The organism is Streptomyces sp. JNUCC 63 (assembly GCF_054366325.1).
Genome location: NZ_CM135963.1, coordinates 7,315,770 through 7,330,504 on the forward strand (window position 1 = coordinate 7,315,770; position 14,735 = coordinate 7,330,504).

At 72.2% G+C, this 14,735-nt stretch carries 10 protein-coding genes and 3 pseudogenes; 3 read left to right on the forward strand and 10 right to left on the reverse strand.

Annotated features, from left to right (window positions below; genetic code table 11):
- Positions 1-10: 10 nt before the first annotated feature.
- The 4 genes and pseudogenes from ACX25U_RS33755 to ACX25U_RS33770 form a co-directional block, all read right to left on the reverse strand.
- A complete protein-coding gene (locus tag ACX25U_RS33755) occupies positions 11-1,369 on the reverse strand; it encodes an NAD(P)/FAD-dependent oxidoreductase (protein ID WP_454385697.1) in 1,359 nt (452 codons plus the stop codon).
- Positions 1,356-1,568 (reverse strand): ferredoxin, encoded by a 213-nt coding sequence (locus tag ACX25U_RS33760; protein WP_454385699.1) that lies wholly within the window; start codon positions 1,566-1,568, stop codon positions 1,356-1,358. Before ACX25U_RS33760 ends, ACX25U_RS33755 begins: the two co-directional genes overlap by 14 nt.
- 99 nt (positions 1,569-1,667) lie before the next feature.
- Positions 1,668-1,904, reverse strand: a pseudogene (locus tag ACX25U_RS33765) (glycoside hydrolase family 15 protein); the annotation flags it as partial.
- Between the two features lie 1,252 nt (positions 1,905-3,156).
- Positions 3,157-3,710: pseudogene (locus ACX25U_RS33770) on the reverse strand (aldo/keto reductase); the annotation flags it as partial.
- 130 nt (positions 3,711-3,840) lie between these two features.
- On the opposite strand from ACX25U_RS33770, the gene ACX25U_RS33775 reads away from it, so the two are divergent.
- Complete coding sequence (locus ACX25U_RS33775; RefSeq protein ID WP_454385701.1) at positions 3,841-4,365, forward strand: DUF4396 domain-containing protein; 525 nt, start codon at positions 3,841-3,843, stop codon at positions 4,363-4,365.
- A gap of 153 nt (positions 4,366-4,518) precedes the next feature.
- On the opposite strand, the pseudogene hpnR reads toward ACX25U_RS33775, so the two are convergent.
- From hpnR to ACX25U_RS33790, 3 genes and pseudogenes are all read right to left on the reverse strand, one after another.
- Positions 4,519-6,003, reverse strand: a pseudogene (gene hpnR / locus ACX25U_RS33780) (hopanoid C-3 methylase HpnR).
- 417 nt (positions 6,004-6,420) lie between these two features.
- On the reverse strand, positions 6,421-7,929 hold the full coding sequence (locus ACX25U_RS33785; protein WP_454385703.1) for an MFS transporter: 1,509 nt from the start codon (positions 7,927-7,929) through the stop codon (positions 6,421-6,423).
- Positions 7,926-8,828, reverse strand: a complete 903-nt coding sequence (locus ACX25U_RS33790) for a DMT family transporter (protein ID WP_454385704.1) — start codon at positions 8,826-8,828, stop codon at positions 7,926-7,928. Before ACX25U_RS33790 ends, ACX25U_RS33785 begins: the two co-directional genes overlap by 4 nt.
- 477 nt (positions 8,829-9,305) lie before the next feature.
- Between ACX25U_RS33790 and ACX25U_RS33795 the strand changes: the two genes are divergently transcribed.
- Entirely contained in the window at positions 9,306-9,932 is a 627-nt protein-coding gene (locus tag ACX25U_RS33795) for a hypothetical protein (protein WP_454385706.1), read from the forward strand.
- Positions 9,933-10,012: 80 nt separating this feature from the next.
- On the opposite strand, the gene ACX25U_RS33800 is transcribed toward ACX25U_RS33795, so the two are convergent.
- The gene (locus tag ACX25U_RS33800) at positions 10,013-10,363 is read right to left on the reverse strand and encodes an ArsR/SmtB family transcription factor (protein ID WP_454394630.1); all 351 of its coding nucleotides are present in this window, start codon (positions 10,361-10,363) and stop codon (positions 10,013-10,015) included.
- A 48-nt stretch (positions 10,364-10,411) separates the two neighbouring features.
- Positions 10,412-12,178, reverse strand: coding sequence for a SulP family inorganic anion transporter (locus ACX25U_RS33805; protein WP_454385708.1), 1,767 nt, complete (start codon positions 12,176-12,178; stop codon positions 10,412-10,414).
- Between the two features lie 199 nt (positions 12,179-12,377).
- Here ACX25U_RS33805 and ACX25U_RS33810 point away from each other — a divergent pair, with 199 nt between their 5' ends.
- Positions 12,378-14,111 (forward strand): sensor histidine kinase, encoded by a 1,734-nt coding sequence (locus ACX25U_RS33810; RefSeq protein WP_454385709.1) that lies wholly within the window; start codon positions 12,378-12,380, stop codon positions 14,109-14,111.
- Between the two features lie 32 nt (positions 14,112-14,143).
- Here ACX25U_RS33810 and ACX25U_RS33815 read toward each other — a convergent pair whose 3' ends face one another.
- On the reverse strand, positions 14,144-14,596 hold the full coding sequence (locus ACX25U_RS33815) for a universal stress protein (RefSeq protein WP_454385711.1): 453 nt from the start codon (positions 14,594-14,596) through the stop codon (positions 14,144-14,146).
- Positions 14,597-14,735 lie beyond the last annotated feature (139 nt).

Sequence of the window (14,735 nt, forward strand, 5' to 3'; positions counted from 1 at the left end):
CGGCCCGTGGCTACACCACGGTCAGTCGGCGGTCGGGGAGGTACCCGGTGAGCGCCACGGTGGGGCCGTGGGAGAGCCCCTTCGGATCCGGCACGTCGGACGGAATCGGGACGTCGGCCGCGATCGCACGGTCCTGCGCGCCGGGCGGGGGCGGGAACGGAGCGGCCGTCTCGATCAGGTGCCGGTAGTAGTCGAGCGACTTGGCCATGTCGACGGTGACCGCGGCGGTGACCCGGCCCTGGTAGCCGTAGACCATCGCCAGACGGCGTGCCTCCAGGGAGCCCTGGGCGATGACCACGTGGTCGGAGAAGGTGGGCACGCCCACGGACTTGATGTTGAGCCCGAACTGGGTCGACCAGAACGTCGGGATGGCCAGGTGCGGGCGTCGCAGGGGCCCCGGATTGACCATGTTGTGGGCCGCCACCTCGGCCTGCTCGACCGCGTTTCCCCAGTGTTCCAGGGAGAGCATCTGGTAGCCGAACAGCGGGTGGGGGAAGCGGGAGACGTCGCCGGCCACGAAGATGTCGTCGGTGACGATTCCGTACATGTTGAAGGCGCGGCATCCGGCGTCGCAGGCGATGCCGCGCGGGCCCGCCGCCAGTCCGGAGTCCGCGAGCCATTCGACGTTGCGGATCGCCCCCAGTGCCGCGACGCACACGTCGGCGTCGACGCGGCTGCCGTCGGACAGCTCCGCGCCGGTGAAACCGCCGTTCCCGCGCAGGGCGTTGACCGTCACCCCGGTGCGCAGGTCCACGCCGTGGTTGCGCTGCATGACGGCCGCGAGCTTCGACAGGGTGCCGCCGAGGGCGCCCACCAGGGGTGCGGGGCCGCGTTCGGTGACCGTGACGTCCAGCCCCAGTTCCCGGCAGGCCGAGGCGATCTCCGAGCCGGTGAAGCCGCCGCCGATCACCAGCACCCGCCGGGGCCCGGCGGCCATCCGCTCGGCCAGCCCCGCGGCGTCCTCGCGCGTGCGCAGGGTGAACACCCCGTCCAGGGCGGCCTCCTCCGGGTTGGGCCAGGGCCGCGCGCGTGTCCCGGTGGCGATCAGCAGCCGGTCGTACGGCAGCGACTCGCCGTCGTCCAGCATCACTCGTTTCGCGAGAGGGTCCAGGCCGGTGGCGCGTACTCCCAGCCGCCAGTCGGCGTCCGGGTCCCGGCGCATCGGGAGCTCGGTGGTGTCCGCCGTCGCCCGGCCGAGCAGCACCTGCTTGGACAGCGGCGGCCGGTCGTAGGGCGGGTGGGGCTCGTCCCCGACCACGGTCAGTGAGCCGGTGAAGCCCTTCTCACGCAGCGCCTCCGCGGCTCGCAGCCCGGCCAGTGACGCGCCCACGATGACGACGCGGCCTTCCCGGAGATCATCGGCGGCCATCGGCGTGCACCTCCTCACCGAGGAGGATGGCCTGGACCGGGCACGCCGCCGCGGCCTGGCGCACGCGCTCCACCTGATCGTCGGGCACGGCCGTGGCGTACAGCAGTCCCTCCTCCCCGTGCAGCTCGAACACCTCGGGCGCGAGGAACACGCACTGCGCATAGCCCTGGCAGCGCGTGAGGTCCACAACGGTTCGCATCCCCACCACTCCCTCAGTCGCCTCACCCCCCGTTCCAGCATGAGCCGGGAATCGGAGGCTCGCACGGCGACTGCTCGAGGGACGCCGCCGGGTCGGCCGTCAGCCCAGGGCGCGACCGAGGTCGAACGCGGCGTTGATGAGGGCGAGGTGGGTGAACGCCTGTGGAAAACTATCCAGTTGCTCACTGGTGTGGCCGATCTCCTCGGCGTACAGGCCGAGACGGTCGGCGTAGGTGAGCATCTCCTCGGAAGCCAGGCGGGCTTCGTCCAACCGTCCGGTGCGGGTGAGGGCCTCGACGTACCAGAAGGAGCAGACGGAGACGGTGCCTTCGTCGCCGACGCCTTCACCGCGGCGTTCGTCGAGGGGGTGGAACGTCTGCAGATCGGAGACCCGAGCCCGCGTGCCACGCAGGTCGGCCCGCCGGTCCGCGACGACCTGCGGATGCGATCGCCCGCCAGGTGGAGGAGTCCGTGGCCGCGGGCGCACGGTTGCTGACCGGCGGCAGGCCGCTGCCCGGGTGTGAGGCGGCGCAGCCGGGCGGCGTGGCAGGTGAGGTGGTGGCCCGGCGTGCCCGGCCGCCGCTGAGCGGGCGCCTCCCTGCGCGATCGGGCCCGTGACGTCCGTGGCGGGGATGTCCTGGCCGGGCAAGGGGACGATGACGCGGTAGCCCTCGGCGGCCAGCAGCGGGGCGACGTCCACGTAGCTGCGGATGTCGTACGGCCGGCCCTGCGGCAGGACGACCACCGGGCCGTGCGCGGGGCCGACCAGCCGTCGCTGGTGCGCTCGAGAACCAGTGGAACATGGACGCGAGCCTTCCAGCCCTTCGGGTCGCGGAAGGCGACGTCGCCCCGGCCGCCGGCGACCTCTTCGCCGATGGCGTAAGTATGAAGGACGGTGACGTCCGTCGCACTTCGGTGCTCCGGCACCGCCTCGTAGTACTTCCGGACCGCATCGCGGCCCACAAGGGCCTCCGGGCCGAAGCCCCGGGATCCGAGTCCAAGGAGGCCTCGCCCTGGCCGCCCTCGACGCGCCGGGCTCCGCTCGACTGCCCGGTGCCGCTGGTCCGGCGAGACTCCCAGCCTGAACTCCCCGGCCGGCCAAGCGTCCTGGATGTCGCCACCGTGACCCGCATCGCCCAGGCCGCCACCATGGCCCACGGACGACTCCGACAGATCCAGGCCCTACGACCGCCTCGGCGTGGCCCTGCACCGATCCTTCGCCGGGAGTCGAGCCACCCAGGTGGCTTCCTCGAGTTCGGGACCTGTTCACATGCAAAGCCGCGGCATCCGGTGCAGGCTGGCAGTGGAGGAGACGTGCTCCACGGGGGCGCTGACGTGTACGACTGCCTGTCCGCCCGGCATCGCCCGGAACATGGCCGAGAAATCCAGACCCAGCCCCTGGGCAAGGGGTTCCCCACTGCGCACGGTGCGCATGGGCACCGGCGTGTCCAACGCGGTGCGAGCCGAGCCGATCGCGGGAGCATCACTTGTCCCCGGCGCCTGCCGGGCACGGCAGGCGCCGGCAGGAAGGAAGCGCGATGGAGATCGAAGGATCGGTCGCCCTGGTGACGGGGGCCAATCGCGGCATCGGCCGCGACGTTCTGCTCGAGGTGAGCGACTCGCGAGGTACCGGGGACGGGAAGCATCACCGGGGAGCGGCGCAGCAGCCAGGCGAGCGCGAGCTGTGACGGGTTCGCGCCGGGCTGCTTGGCCGCGCTGTCCAACGGACCGCAGGACGGGCGAGCTCCCCCGTGGCCATGGGGAACCACGGGATGAAGGCCGGGTTCTCACGCTCGGTGTGGTCCAGCACGTCCTCCGCGCTGCGGTTGGCGATGTCGTACAGGTTCTGCACCGAGACGATGTCCGCGGTCTCGCGTGCCTGGTTGATCTGCTCGACGGCGACCTCGGACAGGCCGATGTGCCGGATCTTGCCCTCCTGTTGCAGAAGTACCGGTTCGCCGAGCTGCTCGGGCAGCGGCACTTCGGGGTCGATACGGTGCAGCTGGAAGAGGTCGATGCGTTCCACACCGAGGTGACGCGGACTCAGCTCCGCCTGTTGGCGCAGGTACTCAGGCCTGCCCGGAGGACGCCGGTCGTCCGGCCCCGAGCGCGACAGTCCCGCCTTGGTGACGATGACGAGGTCGCCCGTATCCCTCCCCTCGTAGCGTGGAGTCCGTGATTGCAGGGGAGGTTGACTCGGCGTCGCTTCCGCGAGCGCGCTGGTCGTCGCTTCCGACATCTTCGGGCAGGGCTACCGCCAGAAGACGTGGATCATGAACGTGGTCTTTCCGGTCACCGCGCTGTGCTGGGGTCCGGTCGCCCTGCGTTTCTGCTTCGCTCACGGCCGGCGCGACTCCGTGCCGGTGATCGAGGAACGGGGACAGCCCGATCCGGAGAAGACGCCGGGCTGGATCGTGCGGTCGAAGGCGATCAGTCACTGTGGTGCGGGATGCACGCTCGGGGAGATCCTCGGCGAGTGGCTGGTGTACGCCTCCGGCCTCGCGATCGCGGGCAAGGCCCTGTATGCGGACTTCGTGCTCGATTTCGTCCTCGCCTGGATGCTCGGCCTCGTCTTCCAGTACTTCACGATCGTGCCGATGCGCGACGTCGCCAGGATGCGGGGGATCCGGCTCGCGATCAAGGCCGACACCCTGTCGATCCTCGCCTTCCAGGCAGGACTCTTCCTCGGCATGTGGATCTACCAGGGGGTGGTCTTCTCGCCGGGGCTGCCCAGGACGACGGCCGCCTACTGGATGCTGATGCAGGTGTCGATGGTGCTGGGCTTCTTCACGGCGTGACCGGTGAACGCCCGGCTGGTCCGCGCCGGCTGGAAGGAGGGAATGTGACGCCGTCCCGGGCGTCGTTGGATTCAACAGCAACCCGCCGGCCGCCGGCAGCCTGTGGACGGTGCGGCACGGTGTCCGGGGCCACGGCCAGGACGGCACCCCCGCTCAGGTTTCCGTGTCGCGTGCGGTCGGCCGGGTGTGGATGTAGAGCCGGCGTCGGTCGCCGACGTCGACGCGCTGGGGGAGGGGCAGCTCGTAGGAGACGGGGCGCCGGTGATCGGCCGGCTGCCGCCGGGGGTTGTAGACACGGTTGAACTTCCACAGCATCCGGGCGAAGTTCGTCTGCCCGCGCAGCAGGTGCCCGCCGAGCAGGCGGGCGGCGCCGAGGGCGGTGCGCCAGCCGAGGTGCTTGGCGTTGATGACGGCTTGCGTCCGGACGAGTTCGCGGTAGAACTCGGCGAGGGGGAGCGTGGTGGGGACGACGGCGTGCTGGATGTCGAAGAGGCGGTAGTCGCGGGTGGTGAGGCGCCGGGCCTCGGTGTGCCAGATCTCGGTGCCCGGGTAGGGGGTCATGACCGTGAGGTGGACGATCTCCGGGACGGTCAGCGCGAACTCGCGTACGATCCGGAAGCGTTCGGCGTCCCAGGCCGGGTCGACGATGAGGTTGATCGCCACGTCGATGCCCAGCCTGCGGGCCGTCTCCAGGGCGCGGAAGTTGTCGTCGGGGCTGACGCGCTTGCGGTAGAGGTCGAGTCCCTCGGAGTCGATCGCCTCCATGCCCAGGAACATGTACCGCAGCCCCAGACGGGTCCACCTCTCGAAGACCTCGGTGTTGCGCAGCAGCACGTCGCTGCGCGTCTCCAGGTAGTACTGCTTGCGGATGCGCCGGCGTTCCAGCTCGGCGGCGATGGCGTCACCGTGCTCGGGGCGGATGAAGGAGACGTCGTCGACGATGAAGACGTCGGGCTCGCGGATGCTCCCGAGCTCTTCGGCGGCCGCTTGTGGGGAGGCCTTGCGGTAGCTGCGGCCGTAGAAGGTCCAGGCGGAGCAGAAGGAGCAGTCCCACGGGCAGCCGCGGGTGAACTCGATGGAGGCGCAGGGATCGAGTTCACCGATGAAGTAGCGGCGGCGGTGGCGCATGAGGTCCCGGGCGGGGCGGGGACCGTCGATCGTGTGGAGCATGACCGGGGCGGGCCAGCGCCCGCGGGGCGTGACGATGCCCGGCACGTCGTCCAGGCCGCCGTCGCGCACGGCCGCCAGCAGCGCAGCCATGGCCGGTTCGCCCTCTCCGCGGACCACCGCGTCCACAGCGCCCTCCGCCTGCCGCAGGACGTCCTCGGCGACGAAGGAGACGCTGTGTCCGCCGAAGAGCACGAAGCAGCCGGGCAGCGTCTGCTTGATGCCTCAAGCCAGATCGATGGCCTCCGGGATGTTCGCCAGGTAGTTCGGCGAGAACCCGACCGCCTCGGGCCGGAACTCCGCCACGGTCCTTTCCAGATCCCTGCTCCGCAGCACCTGCAGGTCCACCGCCCGCACCTCGTGACCGGCCTCCTGTGCCGCCGCGGCGACGCGTTCCAGTCCGAGTGGCTCGAGCCGGAGGAAGATCTCCGAGTACATCAGGGCGCTGGGGTGGACGAGCAGCAGACGCATGGGTCACCTCGGGTGCGCGGCGGAGAGCGTGAAGGTAACCCGCGGCAGGCTCAGGAAAACGGCAGACGGCCGAATGGGCCAAGGCTTCGCCCCGTTCAGGTGGCAGGGCGCGCAGCCGTTGAGCCGTCTCAGACCGGCGGAGACCCCTGCGCGACCGTCGGTTCCGCTGTTTCGGACGTGCCCCGGTGGGTCACCCCGGACAGCATCCCGGCCGCCGGGCAGGGCGACACGGGCGGCGGTGCCCGGCGGCGACTCGGCGACGTGGTGGACCTTACCGCCCGGCACGAGCACGGCCTTCTCCGTGCCGAGTGGGTGACCGGGGCCGCGGATCACCGGAAGATGCCGGGGCCTGTCGGCTCGGAGACCTCACGGGAGCGCGAAAGGGCCGGCCCGGGCTGGTGCCGTCGCCATCTGTGATCAGCTTGTGTCCGCCGCGACCGCCTCTGCGGAGGCGGTGGCCGTCGCGACGTCGCGCGGATACGTCCGCATGGCCACCAGCCCCAGTGCCCCGGCTGCGACGAGAGGCAGGAGGAACAGCAGCAGCGTGTACTGCAGAGCTTCCGGGCCGCCGAAGACCTGCCCGGAGACCCAGCCGAACAGGGTGGGTGCCACGGCTTCGCTCAGGGTGCGCAGCATGGTGCGGACGCCCTCGGCCCTGCCCCACAGACAGGGGTGCATGATGTCCAGCCGGGCGGCGTCCAGCGGCGGGTTGGCGGCCCCGAGCAGCGCCGTGCCGCAGACGAGCAGCGGCAGCGCGAGGGCGAGGCTGGTGGTGTGGACGGCGGGCGCGACCAGGAGGGGCAGGATCAGCAGGCACACCGTGGGCACGAGAATCCTGGCGTTCGTCCGGTTCCGGCTGAGCAGCCGGTCCGCGACACGGCCGCCGAGCAGCACGCCCGCGATGGAGCCGACGCCGACGACCAGGATCAGGGTGCTCGCGACCGCCGTGCTCACACCGTAGTGATGGGTGGTGAACAAGGTGGCGAAGGAGCGCAGTCCGGCGAAGAAGAAGTAGCCGAGTGCGGAAGCGACGATCAGGACGACGTTGGTGCGTACCCGCAGGACGTACCGGATGGCCCGACTCAGCGGCAGGGTGCGCGGGTCACCGTGCAGGATCAGGTTCTCGTACGGTGGAACACCGCCGGCCTCCACGGCCCGTACCGCGGGGTTGTACTCGGCGGCCGGCGTTCGGGCGTCCCCGGCTTCACGGTCGTCGCCGTCGCCGTCCGTGGCGGGCGCCCGCTCGCCGGCGGCGTCGCTCCCACGGACCTCGGGGATGCCGTCCTGACCGGGGCGGAGACGGCCCTGGCCTCCGCGCGCCGGTTCCGGCAGCCGGACCACCGCCCACACCAGCAGCACCCCGGGGACGACCAGCCACCAGAAAGCGAAGCGCCAGCCGAGCACGGAGCCGACCGTTCCGGAGATCGCGAACCCCACTCCGGTGCCGACCAGCTCACCGGCCAGGACCGGTCCGTACATCCGTGCCCGCTCCCCGACGGGGAAGAAGTCGCCGACGAGGGAGGCCACGGTCGGCCCGGCGGTGGCGGTGACCGCGCCGAGCGCGGCTCGCGAGACAAGCAGCCAGGTGTAGGACGGGGACACGGCGGACAGCGCGGTGGCCGCCACCCACAGGGAGGTGCTCAGGGCGAGCAGGCGCGTGCGGGTCACCCGGTCGGTGAGGACACCGACCGGGATGGTGAACACCGCGGAGACCAGCGACACCACCGACGCCAGGAGCCCGATCTTTGTGTTCCCCACCTGGAAGGCCGTCTTGATCGGTCCGGCCATGGCCGAAACCGTGCCCTTGTCGGCTCCGTCCAGGCCCAGCACCGCGCCGAGAACGAGGACCGCCCGGGCGCGGGCCGCGCCGCCCAGGGCGTGCAGCATTCGCTGTCCGGCCCGGTTGATCGCGGCAGGGTGTTTCACGAAGCCGCCCCGGCGCGGGCGCCGCCGGAGCCTGTCCGCTCCTCCCGGTCACTGGCACCGGCGAGCAACGGGGAGCGCGTCAGCAGGATGACGCCGGTGGCCACGACGGCTGCCGCCACGACCGACATGAGGATGTAGAAACCGCCACGCACCGTCTCGCCGAAGACGAAAACGCCCCACATGATCGCGACGACCGGGTCGGACATGGTCATGCCGGGCTGGCTGAGCAGCAGGCGTCCGGCCTGCAGCGCGGCCTGCAGCAGCAACATGGCACCGGCACCGGCCGCGATCATGGCGTAGAGCTGCCAGCTGGTGAACAGCGTGGCGAAGCCGTGGGCGTACGCCTCCGTGACGTCTTTGATCAGTGCGGCGGTGAAGCCGAAGGCGCATCCGGTCGCCACACCCAGCAGCGCTGTTCTGCGGGCGCCGGGACCGGCGAGGCGGGCCCAGACGGTCAAGGTGGCGATCAATGCGATGTTCAGCCCCGAGGCGACCGCCCACTTCAGGCCGCCGGCGTGGGGGGCGGGGACGCCGGAGGGGGACAGGGAGAACAGCAGCCAGGCCAGACCGGCGGCCATCGCCGCCGAGGCGCCCCACTCCCGGGCACCGAGCCGGCTCTTGAACACCAACGACGACAGCAGGAGGGTGGCCGGCAGTTCCATCACCAGCACCGGCTGCACCACCGAGATCCGGCCGAAGCTCAGCGCCGTGGCCTGCAGGAGGAACCCGGCGATGATCGCGAGCACGCCGCACAGCCACACGGGGCGGTGCAGTAGCTGCAGCACCAGCCGCAGGCTCACATCGCCCTTCCGCGGAGCGTCGCGCGCGGCCTTGCGCTGCAGCACGGAGGACAGCGCGTTCGCGACCGCCGCGAGTACGGCGAGCAGCACACTCAGCACGGCGCCGGGGCACGGTCCGGGGACCGGGGGGACACGTTGCGGGGCCAAGCAGCGGGGGCGGCTCGAATCACGCGTGCTCCTCCGCGGCGGTCGACAGGACGGCGGGATGACGGGCGTCCTATTTCCTTCAGTACAGGGCGCCGGTGAGGCCCCTGCAACCCGAGGTGTCCGCATCCCGCGTCCGCATGCGGGCGGCTCGGCGTGGGGGATGCGGCGGCGCCGGCCGCGGATGACCCCGCGGGCGTCATGGGTGCCGCCGGATCCGGCGTGGACGGATGCGGTCCGCGCCGCGGACAACTGCTCGCGGACGGCTGAACGGACCCTGGAGGCAAGGACGTTCGGCCCTGAGAGTGGGGCCCCGCAGCCCCTGCGGGCCCGGCCGCGACGGCGGGACATTGGTGGTGCACCGAGAGCGACCGACATTCCGTGACCGTCCCGCGGACACCCGGCGGGATTCCCTTGGAGGAGATGGACATCATGGCCGTGCACAACCACTCCCAGCACCGCGTCGGCCTGCGCCTTCCGTTCCCGCGCAAGCCGCGAACGGCTTCCGCGGCCACCGCGGCGCCCGGGGCCGGCGCGACGACCGCGTTCGGCGCCCACGCCCTGGCGGGGCTTCGGATGCTGCTCGGGTTCGTCTTCCTGTGGGCTTTCCTCGACAAGACGTTCGGCTTCGGCTACGCGACCCCGTCCGGCAAGGGCTGGATCGACGGCGGCTCGCCGACGAAGGGCTTCCTCGGCTCGGTCGCCACCGGGCCCATGGAGTCCGTCTTCCACTCCTGGGCCGGCGCGGTGTGGGCCGACTGGCTGTTCATGCTCGGCCTGCTGGGCATCGGCGTCGCGCTGATCGCGGGGATCGGGCTACGGCTCGCCGCGGTGGCCGGCACCGCGATGATGGCGCTGATGTGGATGGCCGAATGGCCACCCGCCCAGCACCTGTCCGACGGTTCGCCGAGCATGTCGACGAACCCGTTCGCCGACTACCACCTCCTCTACGCCGTCGCCCTGATCGCCCTCGCGGCAGCGGGCGCCGGCGCCACCTGGGGGCTCGGCCGGCTGTGGGCGCGCCTGCCCTTCGTCAGCCGGAACCGCTGGCTGCTCTGACGGCCACCTCGCCCGGTCCCGGGGCCCCACCGCCACCCGCGGTGGGGCCCCGGCCGTATGCCGCCGGGCCGGTTCGCCGGTCAGCCGGACGGCGGGCCCTCGCCCTGCGACGCGCGCAGATCGGCCAGCATCTCCGCCTGGCCCGCCAGGACTCCGGACAGGATCGTCCGCGCCACCCGCAGCAGTTCGGCCACGTGCGGGTCGGTCAGCGAGTAGTGGACGGTCGAGCCCTGCTTGCGGGAGACGACCAGTCCGGCCCGGCGCAACACGGCCAACTGCTGGGAGAGGGCGGCGGGTTCGATGCCCACCTCGGGCAGCATCTCGGCCACCGCGTGCTCGCGCTCGCTGAGCAGCTCCAGGACGCGGATGCGCGCGGGATGGCCGAGCGTCTTGAAGAACTCGGCCTTGAGTTGGTACAGCGGCGTGGTCACCATTGCTTCGTCCTGGCTCTGCTGTGCGTCGCGACGGCGGTAACAACATCAAGAATTGCGCAGCTGTGCAATTCCGTGCGCGGGCCGGGGAGCGTCCACCGGCCGCAGCACGCCTGCCGTCTCCAGATGTTCGCGCGCGGCCCGGATCGCCTCGGGCGTGGTGGCGTACTCCCCGCCCTCGCGGCGCAGCAGGTCCAGCGCGCCGACGGAGTCGAGGACCTGACGCTGGCCGGGGCGGATCCCGGAGGCCAGGACGACGATGCCGCGCCGGTTCAGTTTCTCCACGGCGTCCTTGAGCACCAGGGCGCCGGTGGCGTCCATGGTGGAGATGCGGGACATGCGCAGGATCACCACGCGTACGTCGGCCACCTCGCTCAGCTCCAGCAGGAAGCGGTGGGCGCCGGCGAAGAACAGCGGCCCGTCGATGCGGTAGGCGACGATGTGCTCGGCGAGCAGGGCGTGCTCCTCACCGCTTGGGGTCTCCCCTGCTCGAGCGCAGCCGAGAGCTTGGGGAAGGTCGCCGCGCTCCAGCGGCACCTGGTCGAGGCGGGCCTGGCGGGCCACGGCGCGCAGCGCCAGGGCGCCGGCCACGAGGAGGCCGATGACGACGGCCTGGACCAGGTCCAGGGCCAGTGTGGCGAGGGCGGTCAGCGCGAGGATCACCGCGTCCGAGCGGGTGGCCTTCATCATGGCCCGCAGCGAGCCGACCTCGACCATGCGGACCGCCGTCGCCAGCAGTACGCCCGCCAGGGCCGCCAGCGGGATGCGGGACACCAGCGGGGCGGCGGCGAAGACGATGATCGCGAGGACCGCGGCATGGCTGAGGGAGGAGAGCCGGGAGCCGGCGCCGGTGCGGACGTTGACGGCCGTCCGGGCGATCGCGCCGGTCGCGGGCACCCCGCCGAACAGAGGGGCGGCGATGTTGGCCAGTCCCTGCCCGAACAGCTCCCGGTCCGGGTCGTGCTGCCGACCCACCGTCATGCCGTCGGCGACCGAGGCGGACAGCAGGGACTCCAGCGCGGCCAGCGCGGCGACCGCCACCGCCGGGGCGAGCAGCGAACCGAGCGCGCCCGGATCGAGGAAGGCCAGCGACGGCGCGGGCAGCCCGGAGGGCAGGTCGCCGATCGGCCGCGCCCCGTCCAGACCGGCCACCTGGACGACGACGGTCGCCGCGGTCACGGCGAGGATGGAGACCGGCACGGTCGGCCGCCACCGCGCCCCCACGAGCATGACCGCGGCGACCGCGGCGGCGCAGCCGAGCGCCGTCCAGTTCGGGTGCCGTACGAACTCCTCCAGCGCCCGCCAGGCGACGACGAGCACCCGGTCGCCCTCGGGCTGGGCCACCCCGAGCGCGTTCGGGATCTGCTGCAGGCCGATCACGCAGGCGATGCCCAGGGTGAAGCCCTCCACCACGGGAGCGGGCACGTACCGCATGTACTTCCCGGCCCGCAGCACGGCCAGGGCGACCAGCATCAGCCCGGCCATCAGCCCGACCGTGAGCACCCCGGAGGCGCCGTACCGGGCGACGATCGGCACCAGCACCACCGTCATGGCGCCGGTGGGCCCGGACACCTGGAGATCGGAACCGCCGAACAGCGCGGCGAGCGCGCCCGCAATCACCGCGGTGGCCAGCCCCGCTTCGGCCCCGAGCCCGGAGGAGACGCCGAAGCCGAGGGCGAGCGGCAGGGCGACGATCGCCACGGTCAGGCCGGCGAGCAGGTCGCGGCGGGGACTGCGGCCCATGCCGGCCAGATCGGCCCGCGACGGCAGCAGGGACACGATCCGGGACCGGCCCCGGCTGAGCACGGACGTCATCGAGCGGCGACCTCGGCTTTCTCTCTGCGGACAGGGGAAATCATAGGATCTATGAAATTGCAGAAATTTGCAATTGCGCGAGTCGCTTGGATCATGTCGATCGCTGTGATGATCTCGTGTTCCGCCCGTGTCGCAGCCGCTACTGTGTCAGGTGAGCGGAACGGGACGCGTCACTTCGTGGGGGCTTGGAGGGTCAGCGGTGGGAAGCTCCGAGGAGTCCGGGGAGGCCCGTGTGCGGCTGCCGCAGTTGCGGCTGGACGAGCTGCTGGAGGAGTTGCAGGCGCGCCTGGACGCCGCTCGCGGGACCCGGGACCGGGTGCACAGTCTGCTGGAGGCGGTGCTCTCCGTCGGCCGGGAGCTGGAGCTGGAGCAGGTGCTGCACAGCATCGTGGAGGCGGCGGCGGCCCTGGTGGACGCGGAGTACGCGGCGCTGGGTGTGATCGGTCCGGACGGCAGGCGGCTGTCGGCGTTCCACACCGTCGGGGTCGGCGAGGAGGTCATCGCCCGGATCGGCCCGTATCCGGAGGGGCACGGGATCCTCGGTGAGCTGATCCGCCGTCCGCAGCCGCTGCGGCTGCCGAGGCTGTCGGAGCATCCGGCCTCGTACGGCTTCCCGGCGCACCACCCGCCGATGAACACCTTCCTGGGTGTCCCGATCCGGGTGCGGGAGCAGGTGTTCGGCAATCTGTACCTGACCGAGAAGCGGGGCGGGCTGGAGTTCGACGAGGAGGACGAGTCGGTGCTGGCCACGCTCGCGGTGGCGGCGGGGGTGGCGATCGACAATGCGCGGCTGTACGAGGAGTCGCGGCTGCGGGAGCGCTGGCTGCGGGCCACCGCGGAGATCACCCACAGTCTGATGTCGGGTGCCGCCCAGGCGGAGGTGCTCAAGCTGATCGCCGAGCGCGCGCGTGAGATCACGGGTGCGGCGCTGGTGGTGATGTCGACGCCGGTGAGGGGCACCGGCACGCTCACGGTGGAACTGGCGGTCGGTCTGCGGGCGGAGGCGCACCGCGGCCTGGTGCTGCCCGTCGAGGGCACCCTGGCCGGGGAGGCGTTCGCCGGCGGGGCGCCGGTGAGCAGCCGGGACGTCGCGCATGATCCGCGGGTCTCGGCCGGCCCGCCGCGGTTCGCCGGCCTGGGGCCGGCCGTGGCCGTGCCCGTCGGGGCCTCGGACGGGCATGTCCAGGGGGTGGTTCTGCTGGCCCGGGAGGCCGGTGCGACCGCCTTCTCGCAGAAGGAGCTGGAGCCGTTGCGGGGTTTTGCCGCGCAGGCCTCCCTGGCCATGGAGCTGGCCGAGCGGCGGCAGGACGCGGAGCAGATCGCTCTGCTGGAGGACCGCGACCGCATCGCCCGGGACCTGCACGACCTGGCGATCCAGCGGCTGTTCGCCACCGGCATGACGCTGCAGAGCGCCGGCCGGTTCATCGACCATGCCGGGGCCAAGGAGCGTGTGCTGCGGGCGGTGGACGACCTGGACGAGACCATCAGGATCATCCGGTCGACGATCTTCGGTCTGCGTATGCGCGGTGGTGAGGAGGCCCCCGGCCTGCGGGCGCGTGCGGTGCGTGTGGTCGGGGAGGCCACGCCGGTGCTGGGCTTCGCGCCCAGTGTGCGGATGGAGGGGCTGCTCGACACCCATGTGCCCAGGGAGAGCGCCGACCACGTGGTGGCCGTCCTGTCCGAGTCGCTGGCCAACATCGCCCGGCACGCGCACGCCGACCGCGCGGAGGTGGTGCTGGAGACCGACGGCAGGACGGTACGCGTCACGGTCACCGACAACGGCGTGGGCATTCCGTCCGGGGGCCGCCGCAGCGGTCTGGCCAACATGGCCGAGCGGGCCCAGAAACTGGGCGGCGACCTGGAGTGGACCACGCCCGACGGCGGCGGGACCAGACTGGTGTGGCACGCGCCGGTGAACTCGCCCGAAGGGTGATCGCGGCGGCCCCGGCGAGCGGGGCCGCCGGGTCAGTGGCGCTCCTCGTCGTCCGGGTGCACCACGACCACCGGACAGGCCGCGTGCTGGACGCAGCGCTGGCTGACCGAGCCGAGCATCGCGCGGGCGAAGCACCCAAGGCCCCGGCTGCCCACGACGAGGGCCTCCGCGTCTTCCGAGGCGCGGATCAGCACCTCCGACGGGTCGCCCTCCACGAGACGCGTCTCCAGGGAGGCCGGGCGGTCGTCCCCGAAGACGCCGTGCAACGCCTCCCCGAAGCGCTCCCGGGCCTGCTGCAGGTCGAAGTCGGGGTCGACCACCGGTCCGCTCCGGCCGACGAACGACGGTGTGTCCCAGGCGCGGATCGCCTCCACGCTCCCGTCGACGAGCCGGGCGTATCCCGCCGCCCAGCGCAGCGCCGCGTACGACGACGGCGAACCGTCCACACCCACGACCACCCGGCGTCGCGGTTCCGAGGGTTGCATGGCCACCCCACTCAGCAGTCGCTGTTCCTACGACCACGCTGCCCGGCGCGGCACGACTGCGCCAGCCGGAGCCCGCGGGCACCCGCGCCCATGGGGCCGGTCGGCCCCGGCGCGGGACCTGCGGTCCCTGGGCGGCGTG

Coding starts and splice junctions, on each gene's coding strand:
- ACX25U_RS33755 (WP_454385697.1), bottom strand. CDS start 1,369: ATGGCCGCCGATGATCTCCGGGAAGGCCGCGTCGTCATCGTGGGCGCG.
- ACX25U_RS33760 (WP_454385699.1), bottom strand. CDS start 1,568: ATGCGAACCGTTGTGGACCTCACGCGCTGCCAGGGCTATGCGCAGTGC.
- ACX25U_RS33775 (WP_454385701.1), top strand. CDS start 3,841: ATGAACGTGGTCTTTCCGGTCACCGCGCTGTGCTGGGGTCCGGTCGCC.
- ACX25U_RS33795 (WP_454385706.1), top strand. CDS start 9,306: ATGGCCGTGCACAACCACTCCCAGCACCGCGTCGGCCTGCGCCTTCCG.
- ACX25U_RS33805 (WP_454385708.1), bottom strand. CDS start 12,178: ATGACGTCCGTGCTCAGCCGGGGCCGGTCCCGGATCGTGTCCCTGCTG.
- ACX25U_RS33815 (WP_454385711.1), bottom strand. CDS start 14,596: ATGCAACCCTCGGAACCGCGACGCCGGGTGGTCGTGGGTGTGGACGGT.